The following is an 18184-nucleotide window of genomic DNA, read 5'->3' on the forward strand; positions in this document are numbered from 1 at the left end:
GATAGGCGGTGGCGATCCACGTGCCCTCGGTGCCGCTCGCGCCGATCTCGCCCTGGATGGTCGGCAGCGAGGAATTGACGATCGAGATGTCCAGCGTCGCCATCAGCGCGCCCAGGCTGCCCGCCGCCACCGCCAGCCAGGCGGCGGCATCTGCGCGCTCGGGCGTGCGGGCAGGGGCGGGGCCGGGGGAAGCGCGAACACCGTCCGCGGTGGCCGCGCTCACCGGCGCAGGCTCTCGTTATGCTTTTCCTGTTCCGCCGCGATGCGATCCCTGGCGCCCTTGGCGGAACGGGTGTCGACACTAACCTCGACCGACATGCCCGGCACGATCAGCTTGCGTGTTTCCGGATCGGCATGGATCGCGATCCGCACTGGTACGCGCTGCACGATCTTGGTGAAGTTCCCCGTCGCGTTCTGCGGCGGCAGGACCGAGAATTGCGCGCCCGTCCCCGGCGAGATGCTCTCGATCCGCCCCGGGATCTCGACGCCTTCCAGCGCATCCACCTCGATCGTCACGGGTTGACCGATCCGCATCAGGCCGAGCTGCGTTTCCTTGAAGTTCGCCTCGATATACAGTTGGTCGACCGGCACCACGGTCATCAGCCGGGTGGCGGCCTGCACATATTGGCCGACCCGCACCGTCTTGTCGCCGATCCGGCCGTCGATCGCCGCGCGCAGCAGGGTCGCGCCGACATCGCCCTGCGCCGCCGCAAGTTGCGCCTGCGCACCCTCGGCCTGTGCCTCGGCCTGCCGGATCTGCGCGCGCAGCGTGCCGACACGGCGCTGCGCGCTCGTCAGCGCCGCCTGCGCCGCGGTGACGCGGGCGTCGGCCTGCGCCGCCTGGTTGCGCAATTGCGACAGGCGCTCGCGCGGCTCCGCGCCCGAGGCCGCCAGCGGCGCATAGCGCGCGACCTCGGACCGGGCGAATGCGGCGTCGGCGCGCGCAGAGGCGAGCTCGGCGGCGGCACGCGTGATCGCCGCCCGCTGCTCGCGGATCTGCGCCTCCACGCCCTCGGCAGTGGCCGCCGCGACGCCAATCTGCGCCTGCGACTGTGCGGCCCGCGCGGTGTAGTCGCGTGCGTCGATCTGGACGAGCGGCGTGCCGGCGCGGACATACTGATTGTCGCGCACGAACACCTTGTCGACATAGCCGCCGACCTTGGGCGACACGATCACGCTGTCCGCCTGGACATAGGCGTCGTTCGTCGACTGCTGGAACTTGCCGAAGCTCTGGTAGCGCGCGAACCAGATCGCGCCGACCACCAGCAGCACGATCACGACGATCAGCAGGATCGCACGGATACGACGCTTCCTGGCCGGGGACGCCGCCTTGGCGGGCGCGGTATCCTGCTCGTCCCCCGGCGCTTGGGTGCCATCATGGTGCTGATCGGACAACTCGGCCATCATCTTCCTCGCATCTGCAGCATGCCCTCTGCGCCGGCTTGCCGAACTAGGCAAGGCCATTTAGTGAGGTTCCTCATGAAGTCCAGCGACGTTCTGCTGCGCGATCTTGCACGCGTCTATCTGATGGCCCACCGGCTGACCGACCGGGCGATGACGGCGCAGGGTGCGTCCTTTTCGCGTACCCGCCTGCTGCTGTTGATCCAGGCCGGTAACGGCCGCGCGCGTGCCGCCGACATTGCAGAGGTGTTCACCATGGCCCCGCGCAGCGTCACCGATGCGGTCGATGGCCTGGAGCGGGACGGGCTTGTCCAGCGCATGCCGGACCCGGAGGATCGCCGGGTGAAGCGGCTGCGGATCACGCCTGCGGGCGAACGCGCGATCCTCGCCAGCGAGCCGATGCGCGTCGCCCTGACCGAAAGGCTGTTCGTCGCCTTCGATGATGACGATCGCGAGAAGCTCGATTCGCTGCTCCAGAAGCTGCTCGCCGCGTTGGTCGCGGAAATGCCGGATCATCTTGGGGCGGGCGCGTGCAGCTTGGCCGCGAAGGGGCCTGACGGCGGAGCGTAAGCCACGCTGGGGAGTTACCCCGGTATGACATACGTTAATCGCACGCGCGCATGTTGAACCCGTTTCGGCGGGGCGAGGGGGGTGGCTCGACGCTTGGTGAGGGCGCGGAGCCCGTTACCGCCCTGTCGCAACAGGACTTGCGTCATGACGACGGCTATCTGCCGCTTGAGCGCTACGGCACGCTCGGCGACGGGCGCAGTGTCGTGTTCAGCGGCGCGGATGGTGCGGTGGACTGGTGGTGCGTCCCAAACATGGATTCGCCGCCACTGTTCGATCGGCTGCTGGATGCGGAGCAGGGGGGCTATTTCGCGCTCAGTCCCGACGCGCCTTTTACCGTCGAGCGACGCTACCGTGCGGACAGCAACGTGCTGGAGACGATCTTTTCCACGGAGACGGGCCGCGCCAAGCTGACCGAGTCGATGAACAGCGGAACGGCCGGCCGCCTGCCCTGGGCGGAGTTTGCCCGCCGCCTCGACGGGCTGGACGGCCATGTCCGCTTTGCCCTGTCGCTGCGTTTCGGCCGCCGCGCCGACACGGTCAGCCCGTATTTCTCCAAGGCCGGCGGGCATGACGTCTTCCATGTCGGCCATGTCCTCGGCGTCTTCCGTCATTCGGATAACGTGCATCTCGATCCCCTGATCGACGGGCAGATCACCGGCACCGTTTCGATCGGGCCGGGCGAGCGCGCGGTGGTGGCGATCGTCGCCGGAGAGGACGAGCCGCTCGTCTGCCCGGCGATCGAGGAGATCGATGCCCGCATCGACCTGTCGGATGCGGAATGGCGGCAATGGACGGAGCGGCTGCGCTGCCATGATCGCTTCCGCGCGCTTATCATGCGCAGCGCCCTGGCATTGAAACTCCTGCTCTATTCGCCCACCGGCGCGATCGCCGCCGCCGCGACGACCTCGCTGCCCGAGGGGATCGGGGGCGAAAAGAATTACGACTATCGCTATGCCTGGATTCGCGACGCGGGCTACACGATCAAGGCGTTCCTGCGGATCGGCGCGCTTGCCGAGGCCAAGGCGGCCTTTACCTGGCTGCTCAAGCGGCTGGGCGAGGGCGAGCCACAGGTCTGCTACACATTGCAGGGTGATCCGGTACCCGCCGAAAAGATCGTCGACGTGCCCGGATATCGCGGCTCCGGCCCGGTGCGTACCGGCAATCTGGCCGGGTCTCAGCATCAGCATGGCATCTACGGCGACATTTTCGAGACGGCGAGCCGCTTCGTCGCCTGTGGCAACATCCTCGACGCTGCCAGTGCGGAAACCCTGTCGCATCTGGCGGATAATTGCGCGGATCGCTGGCGACAGCCGGATGCGGGTCTATGGGAACTGCCCGACAGCCGGCATTATACCATGTCGAAGATCAGTTGCTGGCAGGCACTGGCCCGCGCGGTCGAACTGGCCGACGACGGACAGATCCCCACCACCTGCCGCGACCGCTGGCTGCGCGAACGCGACCGCATCGCCGCCTGGATCGACGAGCATTGCTGGTCGGAGGAGCGCGGCGCCTATCTCTTCTATCCGGGCAGCGACATGCTCGACGCCAGCCTGGCGCTTGCCGTCCGCTTCCGCTTCGACGGACAGGACCGGCTGCGCCGTACCCTGAACGCGATCGACCGCGAACTGGGCAAGGGAGCGTTCCATTATCGCTACACCGATGTCGATCGGGAGGAAGGCTGCTTCCTCGCCTGCACCTTCTGGATGATCGAGGCGCGCGCGATGCTGGGACAGAAGGCAGAAGCGGAGGCCGCCTTCGAAGCCGCCATTGAAAAGCTGGACATTGGGGTCGGCGTCTATGCCGAGATGATCGACCCCGACACCGGCGCCTATCTCGGCAACATGCCGCAAGGGCTCACCCATCTTGCCCTGATCCAGGCCGCCGCGACCTTGTGCGGGGCCGAACTCTGATGCGCTACCCCGCCCGCGCGAGCCGATACCCCACCCGGCCGAAAAGGATCAACGCGACGGCCGATCCGATCAGTGTCGCCCCCGCTGCGCCCGTGGCGCCATAAGCCGGCATCAGCACCGCCATCGCGGCAAACAGCACGACCACCGATGCGACGCGGATGCGCAGCGCCGTCGCCGCCCGCCCGATCGCCAGCAGCACCGGCTCGAACGCGACCCCCATCACCTCCAGCCCCGCCGCCAGCCCCAGCAGCACCAGCACCGGATACGCGCCCAGATAGGTCTTGCCCGCGATCAGCCTGAGCGCCGGCTCGCCCAGCAGCGGCACCAGCAGGCAGATCGATCCGCCGGCCACCAGCGCCAGTCGCGTCGACTGCCGGAACAGCGTCGTCATATCGCGCCTGTCCCCTTGCGCGCCTGCCCGCGTGAACTCTGGCAACACCCCGCGCGAGAACATGTCCGACACACGCGTCAACGCCTGGCTCAACTGATAAGCAAGCCGGTACGCGCCCGCCGCCGCCGGCCCGGTCGCAAAACCGACCAGCACCACCACCACCTGCTTGCTTGCCGCATTCAGCGTCGCATTCAGGTTCGTCACCACCGCAAAATGCCACAGCCCCGCATTCTCGCGCGGTGCGGCACCCGCCCCGCGCCACCATCCCAGCAGACCCGGTGCCGCCCGGTGCGCCGCCGTCCAATAGACGAGTGCGGTCAGCAACTCCGCCCCCGCCCAGGCGAGCAGGAAGCCCTGCACCGTCGCATGCATCAATACCGCCGCAATCGCGCCGGCACAGCGCGCGAACGGCGTCACCGCATCCGCCATCGCCCCCACCGCGAACCGGTCGTGCAGCCGCAGGATGCCCACAGCGGTCGAACGGAACGTCAGCAGCAGTACGAAGCAGAACAGCAGCGCCTCCGTCGTGAAGGCCGCATCCCATCCCAATCGTACGCGCAACACTGCGATCGCGACGCTTGCCACCAAACATCCGAACAGCGCCGCCGCCAGGTCCAGCGCCATGCACCAGCGTACCAGCCGCCCCAGCATGGCCGTATCGCCCGCTTTTAGCGGTGCCATGCCGTAACGCACCACCACCTGCCATGTCTGAAAGCCGACCAGCGCCGCGACCGCCTGGCCCGTCGACAGGATCAGCGTGAACTCGCCGAACCGCACGATCCCCAGCGAGCGCGTGGCGAGCGCGAGATAGACGAGGCTGAGCACTGCACCGACGCCTTTGCCGGTCAGCAGCCAGCCGACATTGCGCAGCGCACGGCCGAATGGGGTCGGCGCGGACTTGGACACGTTCAACGGCTTTCTTCCGGGGGCAATCAGAGGCTAAGGGACGGACGGATCATGCGCATCGCCTTCCTCTATATCGCCGAAGCCTATCAGTGCTACCATGGTGCGGCCATCGCGTTCGAATTGGCGCGTCGTCCCGGCTGGACGGTGGTCAACTACCACAACGATCCCGAAACGCCGCATCACCTGGAGCGGATACGCGCCGCCTTCGGCGCGCCGCCGGTCGAGATCCGTCGCCTGCACCGCGCGCCGCTCACCGTCGCGCTGCAGCGACTGAAGCGGCTTGGCATGTTCAAGGATCTGGTCATGCGCGACAATGCCGCCGAACTGGACGGCTATGACGCGATCTTCGCGGTCGAGGATACGGTGGCGGCGCTGCGCCGCCTGGGCGTCCGCCGGCCACGACTTATCTACAATCCGCACGGCGTCGGCGATCGGGCGCGCGGTTTCGTGCCCGACATTGCGGTCTTCGACCATGTCCTGCTCGCCGGTCCCAAGACCGCCGAGCGCATGGTGCGCGAGGGGCTGGTCCGGCCGGACGGCTATACCCTTACCGGATCGGTGAAGCTCGAAACCGGCTTTCGGGTGGGGGAGGCCGCCGCGCCCCTGTTCGCGCAGGCGGCGCGGACCGTCTTGTATAACGCGCACAAGGAACCGCGCCTGACCTCCTGGCATCGCTTCATCGAACCGATGCTCGCCGGCTTCGCGGCCGACACTTCCCTCAACCTGATCGTCGCCCCCCACGTCAAACTCTTCCGCCGCCACACCGAACGCCGCCGCCAGGACTGGCGCGCGCGCAGCACCGCAAACGTCCTGATCGATCCCGGCTCCGACCGCTCCGTCGACATGACCTACGCCGTCGCCTCCGACATCTATGTCGGCGACGTCAGCAGCCAGGTCTACGAATTCCTGATGCGCCCACGCCCCTGCGTCTTCCTCAACGCCCACCGCATCGACTGGCGCCACGACCCCAGCTTCGCCCACTGGCACCTGGGCGACGTCGTCGACGACCCCGCCAACCTGATGCACGCGATCCGCGCCGCGCCCGAGCGTCACGCCCTCTACCGCGCGCGACAGGAGGCGATGGCCGACGCCTCCCTTGGCGACCGCTCGCCCGGCGCCGCCTCCCGCGCCGCGGACGCCGTTGCCCGGGTACTCGCCCGGTGAAGGTCGGCTTCCTCTTCAACCACGACGCGCTCCACCAGATCGGCCACACCGCACCGATCATCGCGCAGATCGCCACCTTTCCCCAGGTTGAGGTTCATGTTCTGACCAGCTCGGTCGAGCAGGAGGCGCGGGTCCGCGCATTGATCGGTGCTGAGGCTGCCGACCGCGTCACCTTCGTTCCGCTTGATATCGGCATGTTCGCCCGGGCGCTCGACGCCGGCCTGCGCTGGATTGCCCCCTTTCGCCGTGTCGCGGTACTGCGCGAGAATCTGAGCGCTTTCGCCGCGCTCGATGTTCTGGTGGTGCCCGAGACGACGTCGCTCCTGCTTCGCGATCGTTTTGGGCTGACCGGCCTGCGCTATGTATGGCTGCCCCACGGGGCCGGGGATCGATCGGTCGGGTATCGGGGCGTCATGCGCGGTTTCGATCTCGTATTGCTGTCGGGGCGGAAGGTGCATGACCGGATGCAGGCGATGGGCCTGATCGCCCCCGGCCAGGCGCGCATCATCGGCTATCCAAAGTTCGACACGATCGATTTCGCCGTGCCACCCGAACCGCTGTTCGATAATGGCCGCCCCACCGTCCTCTACAACCCGCATTTCGAACCGCGCCTATCATCGTGGTACGACATGGGGGAGGGTGTGCTCGACTGGTTCGCGGGACAGGACCGCTTCAACCTGATGGTCGCGCCCCATGTCATGCTGTTCCGCCGGCGCATCCACGCCTCCGTCGAACACGCCCGGCTACGCTGGCGCCGCGACCTCGCACATCGCTACCGCGACTGCCCGCACATCCGCTTCGACACCGGCAGCGCCGCCTCTGTAGACATGACCTACACCCGCGCCGCTGACATCTATCTGGGCGACGTCAGCAGCCAGATCTACGAATGGATCGCCCGGCCGCGCCCCGCCGTCTTTCTCAACCCGGCGCAGGTCGACTGGTCGACCGATCCCAATTTTGCCCACTGGCATCTCGGCCGCGTCGTGAACGATATCGCAGCGCTCGGACCCGCTATCGACCATGCAGGGGCGGACTTTGCCCATTATCGGCCCGCGCAGGAAGCGGCCTTCCACCACACCTTCGATCAGGGCGCCGAACCCGCGGCCCTGCGCGCCGCCCGTGCTATCGTGGAGCGGTTCCGCTAAGGCGCGAGGTGCAGACAATGCCGCGTGGGAGGGCAGGGGCAAAGCGATGGAGGACGGTCGCGAAGAAGCGTGTGCAGCCCCGGCCATGCAGCCTGGCCTTCCGGTAGATCTAACCGGCTATCGTTGGGCACGGAACGTGGTCGGCGAGTCCGGCGCTGCGGTGTATCGCTTGCATGGCAAGGCGGGTGCACCAGACCTTTTCCTGAAGCATGGCAGGGGGGTGATCGCTGACGACCTGACCGACGAAGCGGTCCGCCTGCGCTGGCTGGCCGGGCACATGCCCGTGCCCGCCATTGTGCAGTTCGTCCGTACGGCGGATGAGGCGTGGCTGTTGATGACGGCCATATCCGGTCGGACCGCGTATCAGTATCTTGAGGCATGCTCGGGCGATCCTTTCGCCGTGGTCGGTACGCTGGCGACGTTCCTCCGGCGGCTTCACGCGATACCGGTTCCGGAATGCTCCTTCGTCAACGACCATCCCCGGCGGCTTCTGCAAGCCCGCCAGCGGATCGACAGGGGCCTCGTCGCGGAAGATGAGTTTGACGATGAGCGGGAAGGGTGGTCAGCGGAACAGGTGTGGCAAGCCATGCACCGCCTGATGCCGTTCACCTCCGATCCGGTTGTCACCCATGGCGATTTCTCGCTCGACAACATCATCCTCAAAGACGGCCAGGTCGTTGGCCTCATCGACGCTGGACGGGCCGGCATTGCCGATCGTTATCAGGATCTCGCGATACTCTGGAATTGTCTGGGCGAGTTTGACGAGGAACTGCGCAGGCATTTCCTGAGCCACTACGGCATTGTCGATCCGGACGAGAAAAAGCTGCAATTCCATCTGATGCTGGATGAGCTGTTCTGACGCGTCACCAACGCTCGACCCGCCACCCTTGCGCCGACGCCAGCGCCGCCATCCTTTTCCCTGGACTGACCACCACCGGCTCGTCCGCCCAGGCAAAGGTCGGCGCGTCGGACGGATGATCCGAATAGAAGCGCACATGCGCGTGCCTTCGCGCGATATCCTGGTCGTTGAACCATGTCTCGATCATCGCGAGCTTGGCCGCGCCGTAGCAGTTCGGCCCCGCCAGCAACGGGAGGATCCGCCCCGAAGCGTCGCGCGTGGCCTCGGTCGCGATCAAGTCCTCGACACCCAGTCGGCTGGCGATCGCCTGTGCATAGAAGCGGTGTGCCGCCGTTGCGATGACGATGCGATATCCGGCCGCCCTGTCCGCCGCCATCCGCGCCCGCGCACCCGACCGGATGTTGCTGGCGTCCGTCGTCGCGGCGAATGCCTCCGCCAGCAACGTCAGTTCCGCTTCGTCCAATGCACCGCCCAGCATCAGCCGGTGCATGATCGGTTTCAACCGATCGCGATCATACAGCCTCAGAGCATGCAGCAGCGCCGCCCCCGCTGCCACCGGTGCCATCGCCATCCGCCAGCGCCCACGAGCCGCATGCAGCAGGAAGGGCGTCCAGGTCGGGGCGCGGGTGATCGTGCGGTCCAGATCGTAGATCGCGATCCGCTGCATCAGCCGGCGTCCAGTGCCCGTACCAGGGCGAGGTCTTCCGGCTTGTCGACATCGACCGCAGCGCGCCCGAACGGGCTGGCGACCATGGCTGCGCGCACCTGCGCGGTCTCGCCGATCCGCCGCAATGCCGCGTCCAGTGTCAGGCGTCCGATCAGGTAGCGAAGCAACAGTCCCGGACCCAGCCGCCGCACGATCCGCCACGGCCGCTTGCGGTCACGCTCCACCCCTTGCCACAGCGTCACTGCACGCGCCGCCGCAGCGGTTTGCAGCATAAACAGGTTGCACCCCGACCAAGCACCATCGGCAAAGCGCAGATAGGTGCGCTGCGTACCGGGCACGTCGCGTTCGATCACGTCCCGCCGCGCCAGCAGCACCGCGACATCGGTACCCGCCGGCACATCGGCAATGAAGCGTGTGATCCATCCCGGCTCCAGCAGGGCGTGGTCCGCGGTTGTCACCAGCAGCGGCGCCTCAAGCTGCGCCAAACCGGCTGCCGTACTCGCGCTCGGCCCCGCCGATGCCTGCAACAGTTCGACACCCAACGTCGTGGCCGCATGCGCCACGGCGGAAGAGGATGCCGCCACCATGATCCGATCCGCACCGGCCGCGCGCACCGCCTCCACGACGCGCGCCAACATCGTGCGGCCGCCGACCACGGCCAGCGCCTTGTCGCTTACCCCGGCATGAAGCGCGACCGGGTCAGGTCCGCCGCGCGAGCCTGCCAGGATCAAGGCATGGAAGCTCAAGGTGCAACCTCCCGCGACCGCGCACGCATGACCCACCACAGCACCGTCGGCGCCGCCAGTATGGGGTGACGCTCGCGCCACGGGGTCAGGGGGATGTGTATACCGGTATGCCGTTCGATCTTCCAAAGGCCGTACCGGGCGGCTCCGTCGAAGGTGAAGGCGGCCTTTACCAGCCGTGCTGCATTCAGCGACTTGCCCGCGCGTCGCCGCGTCCGCCATTGTCGCAGCGACCGCGCGCGGTCGCCCCGCGGCGCCAGTATCTCGCCAGCCATGGCATAGCCGATCCCGCCTGCCTCCCACGCCAGCGGCAGCAGGCGCTGCCACCGCGCCGGATCATAGCGGAGGATCTGATCTTCGCGGCCGGGCTTCTCCACCCTGAGTTCGGCGCGGTAGGTCTGGCGGAACAGTGCCCGCCAGTAGCTGTCCGCAGTGCCGTCCTCAGGCCCCAGTGCGGCGGCATATCCCGCGGCTGTTGCCGCCGCCGCGGCCACGCCCGCGCGAACACGGCCCGCGGTATCCGCATCCCGAACCCAGGCCAGTGTAGCCGGCTGCACGAACCGCGTCCAGATCGTCGTGTCCAGCATCCGTCCAGATGCGGCGTCGGCGAAGGTCTTTAACGGCATCGTGGCCACCTTCGCGCGCAACACGGCATCGCCGATCGCCATTTCGTGAAAGCTGACATCCGGCCACAGCCAACGGGTCGCCGTCCGGTGCAGCAGACCACCCCGGCGCGCATCGGTCAGGACGTAGAAATCCAGAACCCCGTCCAGATCGCCCGTCCGCAGCACCGACCCGTAGAAAAGGACTGCCGCGACATCCGGCTCACGCGCCAGGCGTTCCGCCATCGCCGCGACGGGCGGGGGCAGGGGCGTCGCCAGCTCCGCCGCGACAAATGCGTCCAGCGTCATCGTTCGCTCAGGGCACCACGAAGTTGAGTGCGCGTCCCTGGGTGACGATCAATTCGCCCCCGGCATAGGTCTCGCCATCCAGCACGAAGCCGGTGTCCAGCGTCAATCCAACCCTGTTCGCATCCAGCCGGTGATAGCCGGCACGGGCCAGCCATCCCGCCTCGGACCCTGCCACCAGGATCGGCGCGGACACGAACAGCGCCTTGGGCGGTGCGTCCACCCCAAGCAGCTTCATGCCGGGACGCGGTCGGCCGAACGGCTTCAATCCCAGAGGCAGGCGCTCCAGCGTCGATGCCAGCAGCAGGTAGAAGGGGCGCTCCACGCTGCGTCCGTCGTCCAGTTCGACGCGGATCGGATCGCCACGCCGCCAGACATTGCCCCGGCCGCCGAACAGCGTCTGCGCGATGCCACCGGCCAGCGACAAACCGACCGCCAGGCCGTTGAAGGCACCGATCCGGTGCGTCTCCTGCGCCAGTGCGGTCGCACGAACGAATGCACCTGCACCGAACAGGAAGCCAACGCGCATCGGCTCCCGCCCATCGACCCGGCGGATCTCCACCGGCGAACGTTCCGTGCGGGACGGACCATGGATCGCCTCGATCGCTGCCTTGATGGTCCAGTTGGCGGGAATGCCCAGATCGATCGCCAGCGCGTTCGTCTTGCCTGCTGGCACGATCGCGATATCTGGCATCGCGTCCTCGAAATGTTGGGCGGCCGCCGTGATCACATCGCGGATCGTGCCGTCGCCGCCATCAATAAGCAGCGCATCGATCCCACGCGCCGCAAAACGGGCGAGCACCGCGTGCAACTCTTCCTGCGTACGCGGCGCGGCGCAATCGATGCCGGAGGCACTGGTGAACGGCGAGAATTCGCGCGACAGGTTGCGATGCGCGCGCGCGTTGCAGATCACGCCGATCCGCTGGACGCCGCCAAGCCGCCGCCCGTCCAGCCGCACGGTCTGCGCCGGACGCCGCACGCGAAACTCTGCCGAGGTCAGGCGCGCGAGCCCACCGTCGATCCGACCGATCAACCCATCACTTCCGTCGATCGGCATCCTGATCGGCATCGACCACTTCATCCTTCACTGGCCGGACACGGCATGAACAGCGTCAGCCATGTTCGTGGAATGAGGCCATTTTCAGGCGACTTGTTACAAATCCGTCATATTCTCCTTCGCGGCACCGGATACAAGGGGGGCAGGCGGTGCATCACTCTAGGTCATTCTCACTGACGATTACCACCGGCTGGTCCATGTCGCGGCCGAGCGCGGTCAGAGACGCTTCCAATATGTCATCGCTATACCGTTCGAAGATTTCGACGGCATCGCCGTCCGGGGCATCGCCACCCAGCGCTTCCAGAAGATCGTACTGGACGGCAAACTGGTATTCTTCTCCGTCGATCTCACCAACGAATTCGACCTGCCGGTCTCCGGCATTGTCCTCCAGTGTGCCCTTCACGATGGTCAGCGCGTCATCGGCCATTGTCACTCTCGTCCCTCTCAGTGGCAGGTGGAGGAGGGACGCAACATCGCCGCAAAGGGTTCCATGCTCCCCCGGCGGAACCCGATGAAAAAAGCCGGGCAGCATGTGCTGCCCGGCTTCCAAGGTACCGGCGAATGACCGGGCCAAGCTACTCGATCCGCTTGGCCAATTCCTTGTTGATGCCCAGTGCGACCAGCGTGCAGACCGCACCCGACAACAGGTAGAAGCCCACCGAAAGCAGCCCGAAATGTGCCGCCAGCAACAGCGCGGCAAGCGGCGCGAACCCCGCGCCGATCAGCCACGCCAGATCGGACGTGATCGCCGCACCGGTATAGCGCCGCATCGCCGAGAAGCCCGAGTTCACCGCGCCCGACGACTGGCCGAACGCCAGACCCAGCAGCACGAAGCCCAGGATCATGTACACCAACTCGCCCCAGCCACCATTGTCGAGCAACTGCGGCGCAAAGCCGCTATACGCTGCGATCAGCGCCGCCGAGGTGCCAAGCAGCGTGCGCCGCCCGACGCGGTCGGCGATCATGCCCGAGGCGAGAATGGCGAACACGCCGAACACGGCGCCCAGCATCTCGATCAACAGGAAGTCGACCGGCTGTTCGCGGTTGAACAGCACCACCCAGGACAATGGGAACACGGTAACGAGATGGAACAGCGCGAAGCTGGCGAGCGGCGCAAACGCGCCCAGCACGACGGTGCGGCCTTCCTCACGCAGCGTTTCGCCGACGGGCGCCGGCTGCAGCTCGCGCGTCTCGAACAGGCGCTGGAACTCCGGCGTGGCCACGATGCGCAGGCGGGCAAAAAGCGCCACCACGTTGATCGCGAACGCGACGAAGAAGGGGTAGCGCCATCCCCAATCGAGGAAGTCGGCGCGGCTGAGCGTCGCCATGAAGAAGGCGAACAGGCCGCTGGCGACCAGCAGGCCCAGCGGCGCACCCAATTGTGGCACCATGGCGTACCAGCCGCGCTTGTTCTCCGGCGCGTTCAGCGAGAGGAGCGAGGGCAGTCCGTCCCACGCACCGCCAAGGGCGATGCCCTGGGCCGCGCGGAAGATCGCCAGCAACACGGCGGCCGCGGTGCCGATCTGGGCATAGCCAGGCAGGAAGGCGATCGCCATCGTCGATCCGCCCAGCAGGAACAGTGCGATCGTCAGTTTGACGCCGCGGCCGTGCCGGCGGTCGATCGCCATGAAGGCGAAGGTGCCGATCGGCCGCGCGATGAATGCCAGTGCGAACAGCGCGAACGAGTACATCGTGCCGGTCAGCGCATCGACATACGGGAAGATCAGCGACGGAAAGACCAGCACCGATGCGATGGCGTACACGAAGAAGTCGAAGAATTCGGAAGTGCGGCCGATGATGACGCCGATCGCGATCTCGCCCGGCGCGATGCGATGCTCGCGCGCGTTGACGAGGCGGGCGTCCCGCTCAAGGGGCGTCGAGCTCGACGCGGTTAGTTCTGCGCTCATGGCTGCCGGTCCTGACTGCATATCACGTTTCGGATTTGCGCGGTGCAACGAGCGCAAACCCCCTGATTGCATGGCCCTATGCGCCTTTTAGCTACCTGGGGGGATTGGACAAACTGTCCAATGTGCGCACGTGCAGCAAAGGCGTAGCGGCGCGGTCGATATGCTTCATTCCTCGAGCCTTGCGCGCGTGCGCTCCCTTCGCCGGGCTGCTCCGCCCCTCCTTGCCTTGCCGCTTCTGGCCATGCTGGGCGGATGCGACGCGGTCGTGATGAACCCGGCCGGCGATGTTGCCGTGCAGCAGCGCGATCTCGTGCTGATTTCCACCGGACTGATGCTGCTGATCATCATTCCCGTGATGATCCTGACCTGTCTGTTCGCCTGGAAATACCGGGCGGCGAACAGGGATGCAGATTACGACCCGCATTTCGACCATTCGACCCCGCTCGAGCTGGTGATCTGGGCCGCACCTCTGCTGATCATCATCTGCCTGGGTGCGGTCACCTGGACCAGCACCCATCTGCTCGATCCCTATCGCCCGATCGAGCGTACTGCGCCCGGCCAGAAGGTCGCGCAGGGCGTGCGCCCGCTGGAGGTGCAGGTCGTCTCGATGGATTGGAAGTGGCTGTTCATCTATCCGGAACAGGGTATCGCCACGGTCAACCAGCTCGCGCTGCCCGTCGATCGTCCCGTCCGCTTCCGCCTCACCGGCACCGGCGTGATGAACGCCTTCTACGTGCCGACCATGGCGGGCATGATCTACACCATGCCTGGCATGGAGACCGCGCTGCATGCGGTGATCAACAAGCCGGGCACGTTCGACGGCTTCTCGTCGCACTATAGCGGTGCCGGCTTCTCCGACATGAACTTCAAGGTCTATGCGATGCAGGACGGCGCGTTCGACCAGTGGGTCGCGGGCGTGAAGGGCGGCCAGGGCAGCCTCAGCCGCGCGACCTTTGTCCAGCTTGAGAAGCCCAGCGAGAAGGTGCCGCCCATGCGCTTCGCCGCGGTCGCGCCCGGCCTGTTCGATCTGGTCGTCAATCGCTGCGTCGAGGTCGGCAAGCCCTGTATGAGCGACGTCATGATGCACGATCGCAAAGCCGGCGGCGACCCGCACAAGATGGAAGCTGGCGAGGGCAATCCGCCCGTCAACGACACCGGCCCGATGCACGGCGATGGTACCAAGGGCGCGCTCCAGAAGTCGCCGGACGAGATCGAGACTTCGCCGCACCAGAGCAAGGAACCGCTGCCTGCACCGGGCAACACCGATCCCGGTAACGCCAAGAACCGCCGCATGACCTTCACCACCACCCCGCGCATCCCCGGCACCGCCGGTGCGGATCGCGGCTGAGGTATTCGATCATGGATCAGACACTCATCAAGACTATCTTCGGACGGCTTTCGTTCGAATCCTTTCCCATCCATGAGCCGATCCTCGTGGCGACCTTTGCGGGCGTCGTGGTGGGCGGGCTCGCGGTGCTGGGCCTGCTGACCAAGTACAAGCTGTGGGGCTATCTCTGGAAGGAGTGGTTCACCAGCGTCGATCACAAGAAGATCGGCATCATGTACATGGTGCTGGGCGTCATCATGCTGCTGCGCGGTTTTGCCGACGCAATCATGATGCGCGGCCAGCAGGCCATCTCGTTCGGCGCGAGCGAGGGCTACCTCAACGCGCACCATTATGATCAGGTGTTCACCGCGCACGGCGTCATCATGATCTTCTTCGTCGCCATGCCGATGGTGACGGGCCTGATGAACTACGTCCTGCCGCTCCAGATTGGCGCGCGTGACGTGTCGTTCCCGTATCTGAACAATCTCAGCTTCTGGATGACGGTGGGCGGTGCGGTGCTCATCATGGTGTCGCTGTTCATCGGCGAGTTCGCGCGGACCGGCTGGCTGGCCTTCCCGCCGCTGTCGGAGCTGGATTACAGTCCGGATGTCGGCGTCGATTACTATCTATGGGCCTTGCAGGTGGCCGGTGTCGGCACCACGCTGTCAGGCATCAATCTGGTCGCCACCATCATCAAGATGCGCGCGCCGGGCATGACCATGATGAAGCTGCCGGTCTTCACCTGGACCGCCTTGTGCACGAACGTGCTGATCGTCGCCAGCTTCCCCGTCCTCACCGCCACGCTGACCCTGCTGACGCTCGACCGCTATGTCGGTACGAACTTCTTCACCAACGATGCCGGCGGCAATCCGATGATGTACTTCAACCTCATCTGGATCTGGGGCCACCCGGAGGTCTACATCCTCATCCTGCCGGCGTTCGGCATCTTCTCGGAAGTCACCTCGACCTTCTCGGGCAAGCGCCTGTTCGGCTATACCTCGATGGTCTACGCCACGATCGTCATCACGATCCTGTCCTACCTCGTCTGGCTGCACCACTTTTTCACCATGGGCTCCGGCGCCAGCGTCAACTCGTTCTTCGGCATCACCACCATGGTGATCTCGATCCCGACGGGTGCGAAGATCTTCAACTGGCTGTTCACCATGTACAAGGGGCGCATCCGGTTCGAACTGCCGATGATGTGGACGATCGCGTTCATGCTGACCTTCGTGATCGGCGGCATGACGGGCGTGCTGCTGGCGGTGCCGCCGGCGGACTTCGTGCTGCACAACTCGCTGTTCCTGATCGCCCACTTCCATAACGTGATCATCGGCGGCGTGCTGTTCGGTATGTTCGCAGGTATCAACTACTGGTGGCCCAAGGCGTTCGGCTTCAAGCTGGACGAAAAGTGGGGCAAGCTGTCCTTCTGGTGCTGGGTCATCGGCTTCTGGGTCGCGTTCGCGCCGCTCTATGTACTGGGCCTGATGGGCGTCACCCGCCGCCTGCGTCACTTCGAGGATCCCTCGCTGCAGATCTGGTTCGTCATCGCCGCGATCGGCGCTGCGATCATCGCGGTCGGCATCGCTGCCTTCCTGATCCAGATCGGTGTGTCGATCCTGAACCGTGACAAGCTGCGCGACCTGACGGGCGATCCGTGGGGTGGCCGTACGCTGGAATGGTCGACCTCGTCGCCGCCGCCGCACTACAACTTCGCGTTCACGCCCATCATTCATGACCTGGATGCCTGGCATGACATGAAGGACAAGAAGTACGAGCGTCCGGTGAAGGGCTATCGCCCGATCCACATGCCCCGCAATACGGGCACGGGCGTCATCATCGCCGGGCTCAGCGTAGCCTTCGGCTTTGCGATGATCTGGTACATGTGGTGGCTTGCCGCGATCAGCTTCGTCGCCATTCTGGCGGTCGCGATCGGCCACACCTTCAACTACGACCGCGACTATTACATTCCCGTCGACGAAGTCGCCCACGAAGAGGACGAGCGCACCAAGCTGCTCGCCCAGGGAGCCTGAGCATGTCCACCGACGTCCTGAGCCAGGACCCCACCAAGAACCCGACCTTCTACGTGGTCGAGGACGACGACCATCATCATGAAACCGGCGGCAGCACCGCCATCGGTTTCTGGATGTACCTGATGAGCGACTGTCTCATCTTCGCCATCCTGTTCGCCACCTACGGCGTATTGGGGACGAGCTACGCGGGCGGGCCGACCCCGCGGGAGCTGTTCGAGCTTCCGTTGGTGGCGCTCAACACGTCCATGCTGCTGCTGTCGTCGATCACCTATGGCTTTGCCATGATCGCGATGGAAAAAGGCCTAAAGGGACAGGTGCAGATCTGGCTGGCGATCACCGGCCTGTTCGGTGCGGCGTTCCTTTCGATCGAGCTCTACGAGTTCGCGCACCTTATCCATGAAGGCGCGACGCCGCAGCGCTCGGCCTTCCTGTCGTCCTTCTTCACGCTGGTCGGCACGCACGGCCTGCACGTCACCTTCGGCATCATCTGGCTGGTGACGCTGATGGTGCAGGTCGGCCGCTTGGGACTGACCGCGGACAACAAGCGCCGCTTGATGTGCCTGTCGATGTTCTGGCACTTCCTTGACGTCGTCTGGATCGGCGTCTTCACCTTTGTCTATCTGCTCGGAGTGCTCCGGTGAGTCTCGACAACCACGCCAACCACGACGCCGATCTGCACGCGCACGGCGACACGCACGGCCATGGCTCCATGAAGGGCTATATGATCGGCTTCGTGCTGTCGGTCATCCTGACGGCGATCCCCTTCTGGCTCGTCATGACCGGCGCTCTGGGCGACTCGCAAGCGACCGCTTTGACCATCATGGCGTTCGCCTTCGTCCAGATCATCGTGCACATGATCTACTTCCTCCACATGAACACGAGTTCGGAAGGGGGCTGGACGATCATGGCGCTCGCCTTCACAATCGTGGTGGTCGTCATCACTCTCAGTGGCTCGCTCTGGGTCATGTATCATATGAACACCAACATGATGCCGCAGATGGCCGCCGACGCCATGGGCGCCATGTGACCAACGGGCGCGAACCGGCACGGGGTTCCGGCCGGTTCGTCCTGGCCGTGCTCGGGGTGGCGCTGGTCGCGCTGTTCCTCGTGCTCGGCACCTGGCAGGTTCAGCGCCGTGCATGGAAGCTGGACCTGATCGCGAAGGTGAAGACGCCGGAGCTGATGATGCCGCACATGCT

At 65.8% G+C, this 18184-nt stretch carries 18 protein-coding genes and 1 pseudogene; 10 read left to right on the plus strand and 9 right to left on the minus strand.

From position 1 onward, the window contains the following. A pseudogene (locus Q0U08_RS08425) lies at window positions 1-223 on the minus strand (EmrB/QacA family drug resistance transporter); the annotation flags it as partial. Further along, window positions 220-1404, minus strand: coding sequence for an HlyD family secretion protein (locus Q0U08_RS08430; RefSeq protein ID WP_298090920.1), 1185 nt, complete (start codon window positions 1402-1404; stop codon window positions 220-222). The gene Q0U08_RS08430 and the pseudogene Q0U08_RS08425, both read right to left, overlap by 4 nt. Before the next feature lie 75 nt (window positions 1405-1479). Between Q0U08_RS08430 and Q0U08_RS08435 the strand changes: the two genes are divergently transcribed. Beyond that, entirely contained in the window at window positions 1480-1971 is a 492-nt protein-coding gene (locus tag Q0U08_RS08435) for a MarR family transcriptional regulator (protein WP_298090921.1), read from the plus strand. A 50-nt stretch (window positions 1972-2021) separates the two neighbouring features. Continuing rightward, on the plus strand, window positions 2022-3881 hold the full coding sequence (locus Q0U08_RS08440) for a glycoside hydrolase family 15 protein (protein WP_298090923.1): 1860 nt from the start codon (window positions 2022-2024) through the stop codon (window positions 3879-3881). A gap of 4 nt (window positions 3882-3885) precedes the next feature. Here Q0U08_RS08440 and Q0U08_RS08445 read toward each other — a convergent pair whose 3' ends face one another. Then, on the minus strand, window positions 3886-5178 hold the full coding sequence (locus Q0U08_RS08445; protein ID WP_298090942.1) for a lipopolysaccharide biosynthesis protein: 1293 nt from the start codon (window positions 5176-5178) through the stop codon (window positions 3886-3888). Between the two features lie 51 nt (window positions 5179-5229). Here Q0U08_RS08445 and Q0U08_RS08450 point away from each other — a divergent pair, with 51 nt between their 5' ends. From Q0U08_RS08450 to Q0U08_RS08460, 3 genes are read left to right on the plus strand one after another with little or no spacing between them, the layout of a single operon-like run. Then, window positions 5230-6342, plus strand: coding sequence for a hypothetical protein (locus tag Q0U08_RS08450; protein WP_298090925.1), 1113 nt, complete (start codon window positions 5230-5232; stop codon window positions 6340-6342). Next, a complete protein-coding gene (locus Q0U08_RS08455) occupies window positions 6339-7487 on the plus strand; it encodes a hypothetical protein (RefSeq protein ID WP_298090927.1) in 1149 nt (382 codons plus the stop codon). Before Q0U08_RS08450 ends, Q0U08_RS08455 begins: the two co-directional genes overlap by 4 nt. 46 nt (window positions 7488-7533) lie before the next feature. Further along, window positions 7534-8346 (plus strand): APH(3')-I family aminoglycoside O-phosphotransferase, encoded by an 813-nt coding sequence (locus tag Q0U08_RS08460; RefSeq protein WP_298090928.1) that lies wholly within the window; start codon window positions 7534-7536, stop codon window positions 8344-8346. Window positions 8347-8350: 4 nt separating this feature from the next. Here Q0U08_RS08460 and Q0U08_RS08465 read toward each other — a convergent pair whose 3' ends face one another. From Q0U08_RS08465 to Q0U08_RS08490, 6 genes are all read right to left on the minus strand, one after another. Beyond that, window positions 8351-9013: an HAD-IB family hydrolase gene (locus Q0U08_RS08465; RefSeq protein WP_298090929.1), complete on the minus strand. Its 663-nt coding sequence runs from the start codon at window positions 9011-9013 to the stop codon at window positions 8351-8353. Next, the gene (locus Q0U08_RS08470; protein WP_298090930.1) at window positions 9013-9759 is read right to left on the minus strand and encodes a nucleotidyltransferase family protein; all 747 of its coding nucleotides are present in this window, start codon (window positions 9757-9759) and stop codon (window positions 9013-9015) included. The genes Q0U08_RS08465 and Q0U08_RS08470 overlap by 1 nt, the downstream gene beginning before the upstream one ends. After that, window positions 9756-10667, minus strand: a complete 912-nt coding sequence (locus tag Q0U08_RS08475; protein ID WP_298090932.1) for a hypothetical protein — start codon at window positions 10665-10667, stop codon at window positions 9756-9758. Before Q0U08_RS08475 ends, Q0U08_RS08470 begins: the two co-directional genes overlap by 4 nt. Window positions 10668-10674: 7 nt before the next feature. Further along, the gene (locus tag Q0U08_RS08480) at window positions 10675-11733 is read right to left on the minus strand and encodes a diacylglycerol kinase family protein (protein ID WP_298090934.1); all 1059 of its coding nucleotides are present in this window, start codon (window positions 11731-11733) and stop codon (window positions 10675-10677) included. A gap of 142 nt (window positions 11734-11875) precedes the next feature. After that, window positions 11876-12148, minus strand: a complete 273-nt coding sequence (locus Q0U08_RS08485; protein WP_298090935.1) for a DUF1488 family protein — start codon at window positions 12146-12148, stop codon at window positions 11876-11878. 148 nt (window positions 12149-12296) lie between these two features. Next, the gene (locus Q0U08_RS08490) at window positions 12297-13628 is read right to left on the minus strand and encodes an MFS transporter (RefSeq protein ID WP_298090937.1); all 1332 of its coding nucleotides are present in this window, start codon (window positions 13626-13628) and stop codon (window positions 12297-12299) included. 160 nt (window positions 13629-13788) lie between these two features. Here Q0U08_RS08490 and cyoA point away from each other — a divergent pair, with 160 nt between their 5' ends. From cyoA to Q0U08_RS08515, 5 genes are all read left to right on the plus strand, one after another. After that, window positions 13789-14976 (plus strand): ubiquinol oxidase subunit II, encoded by a 1188-nt coding sequence (cyoA, locus tag Q0U08_RS08495; RefSeq protein WP_298090938.1) that lies wholly within the window; start codon window positions 13789-13791, stop codon window positions 14974-14976. An 11-nt stretch (window positions 14977-14987) separates the two neighbouring features. Continuing rightward, a complete protein-coding gene (cyoB, locus tag Q0U08_RS08500; RefSeq protein WP_298090940.1) occupies window positions 14988-16985 on the plus strand; it encodes a cytochrome o ubiquinol oxidase subunit I in 1998 nt (665 codons plus the stop codon). Between the two features lie 2 nt (window positions 16986-16987). Further along, window positions 16988-17626: a cytochrome o ubiquinol oxidase subunit III gene (gene cyoC / locus Q0U08_RS08505; protein WP_298090941.1), complete on the plus strand. Its 639-nt coding sequence runs from the start codon at window positions 16988-16990 to the stop codon at window positions 17624-17626. Window positions 17627-17694: 68 nt separating this feature from the next. After that, the gene (gene cyoD / locus Q0U08_RS08510) at window positions 17695-18012 is read left to right on the plus strand and encodes a cytochrome o ubiquinol oxidase subunit IV (protein ID WP_298090944.1); all 318 of its coding nucleotides are present in this window, start codon (window positions 17695-17697) and stop codon (window positions 18010-18012) included. A 56-nt stretch (window positions 18013-18068) separates the two neighbouring features. Beyond that, window positions 18069-18184, plus strand: a 116-nt coding sequence (locus tag Q0U08_RS08515; protein ID WP_298090946.1) for an SURF1 family cytochrome oxidase biogenesis protein, incomplete at its 3' end; no start/stop codon positions are given.

It is taken from the genome of uncultured Sphingomonas sp. (assembly GCF_946477935.1).
In the GTDB taxonomy this organism is placed as follows: domain Bacteria; phylum Pseudomonadota; class Alphaproteobacteria; order Sphingomonadales; family Sphingomonadaceae; genus Sphingomonas.

Coding starts and splice junctions, on each gene's coding strand:
- Q0U08_RS08430 (WP_298090920.1), bottom strand. CDS start 1,404: ATGGCCGAGTTGTCCGATCAGCACCATGATGGCACCCAAGCGCCGGGG.
- Q0U08_RS08435 (WP_298090921.1), top strand. CDS start 1,480: ATGAAGTCCAGCGACGTTCTGCTGCGCGATCTTGCACGCGTCTATCTG.
- Q0U08_RS08440 (WP_298090923.1), top strand. CDS start 2,022: ATGTTGAACCCGTTTCGGCGGGGCGAGGGGGGTGGCTCGACGCTTGGT.
- Q0U08_RS08450 (WP_298090925.1), top strand. CDS start 5,230: ATGCGCATCGCCTTCCTCTATATCGCCGAAGCCTATCAGTGCTACCAT.
- Q0U08_RS08460 (WP_298090928.1), top strand. CDS start 7,534: ATGGAGGACGGTCGCGAAGAAGCGTGTGCAGCCCCGGCCATGCAGCCT.
- Q0U08_RS08465 (WP_298090929.1), bottom strand. CDS start 9,013: ATGCAGCGGATCGCGATCTACGATCTGGACCGCACGATCACCCGCGCC.
- Q0U08_RS08475 (WP_298090932.1), bottom strand. CDS start 10,667: ATGACGCTGGACGCATTTGTCGCGGCGGAGCTGGCGACGCCCCTGCCC.
- Q0U08_RS08480 (WP_298090934.1), bottom strand. CDS start 11,733: ATGCCGATCAGGATGCCGATCGACGGAAGTGATGGGTTGATCGGTCGG.
- Q0U08_RS08485 (WP_298090935.1), bottom strand. CDS start 12,148: ATGGCCGATGACGCGCTGACCATCGTGAAGGGCACACTGGAGGACAAT.
- Q0U08_RS08490 (WP_298090937.1), bottom strand. CDS start 13,628: ATGAGCGCAGAACTAACCGCGTCGAGCTCGACGCCCCTTGAGCGGGAC.
- cyoA (WP_298090938.1), top strand. CDS start 13,789: ATGCTTCATTCCTCGAGCCTTGCGCGCGTGCGCTCCCTTCGCCGGGCT.
- cyoB (WP_298090940.1), top strand. CDS start 14,988: ATGGATCAGACACTCATCAAGACTATCTTCGGACGGCTTTCGTTCGAA.
- cyoC (WP_298090941.1), top strand. CDS start 16,988: ATGTCCACCGACGTCCTGAGCCAGGACCCCACCAAGAACCCGACCTTC.
- cyoD (WP_298090944.1), top strand. CDS start 17,695: ATGAAGGGCTATATGATCGGCTTCGTGCTGTCGGTCATCCTGACGGCG.